We start from the raw sequence: 1,130 nt of genomic DNA on the forward strand, positions 1-1,130 counted from the left end.
GCCGGTGGTGCGGGTGGGTGCGCTGTACGCCATCCGGGAATCGGAATTCATCGTCGAACAAGCCGAAGCGCAATACGCGCAGGCGCGGCAGGATTTGCTGCTGCGGGTAGCACAAGCGTATTTCGGCGTGATTGTCGCGCAAGACGCCATCGGCGCTGCGCAGGCGCAAGTAAGCGCACTGAACGAGCAGCTGGCGCAAGTGACCCGCGGCTTTCAGCATGGCACGCACGCGGTGACGGACGTCGACGATACCAAGTCGCGGCAGGGCAGCGCGCGTTCGCAGCTGGTGTCTGCACAAAACGACCTGGATAGTGCGCAAGCGAACCTGGAGAAAATTACCGGGCACGCGCCAACTGAGCTGGCCGTGTTGCAATCGACAATGATGCCGCCGCCACCGACGGCCGACAGCCGTGCCTGGATGGCGCAGGCGCGCACCAATCACCCGCTGGTGCGCGCGCAACGCGCGGCGCTGGAGGCGGCCAGGCAGGCAATCAAGAAACTGCGGTCGGACCATTTGCCGACGCTCGATTTGGTGGCAAATACGGGCAACAACTTTTCTTCGCGCAGCTTGGCCACGCCGAACGACTACGCCACGCGCGCCAACCAGCGTCAAATTGGTTTGCAGTTGACGGTGCCCCTGTATTCCGGTGGCGCAGTGGACGCCAGGGTTACCGAGGCCATTGCGAATATGGACAAGGCGACCGCGGATCTAGAACTGGCAAGCCGCCAGTCAGCGCTTGATGCACGCCTGGCGTATGCCGGTGTTGTGAATGGACTGGCGCAGATTGCCGCACTTGATGTTGCTGTGGCATCGGGGCAGAGCGCTTTGAAGGGGAATCGTGCAGGTTATCGGCTGGGGATTCGAATCAATATCGACGTCTTGAATGCTGAACAGCAAGTGTTTGCAGCACAACGGGATTTGTCAAAGGCGCGCTATGAGACCTTGCTGCAGGGCTTGAAGCTAAAGGCGGCCGCAGGGGCGCGGGATGAGTACGATTTGTTGAAGGTCAATTCAATGTTGCGATAGCTAAATGCTGATCTATTCGGTTCTTATGCTTCTCCCGTCTTTTAACTTTTTGGCCGCCTAATGATCATGCGATTAAAACCTTACTTTTTTCTGATTGCCCTGA

Annotated in this window: 1 protein-coding gene; it reads left to right on the forward strand. The window is 58.8% G+C overall.

Annotation, left to right across the window (positions count from 1 at the left end):
* Positions 1 to 13 precede the first annotated feature (13 nt).
* A complete protein-coding gene (locus ACP7BV_RS27095; protein ID WP_426107998.1) occupies positions 14 to 1,027 on the forward strand; it encodes a TolC family outer membrane protein in 1,014 nt (337 codons plus the stop codon).
* Positions 1,028 to 1,130: the final 103 nt, after the last annotated feature.

The sequence above is a fragment of the Massilia sp. TSP1-1-2 genome (assembly GCF_049896185.1).
Classification (GTDB): Bacteria; Pseudomonadota; Gammaproteobacteria; order Burkholderiales; family Burkholderiaceae_D; genus Telluria_A.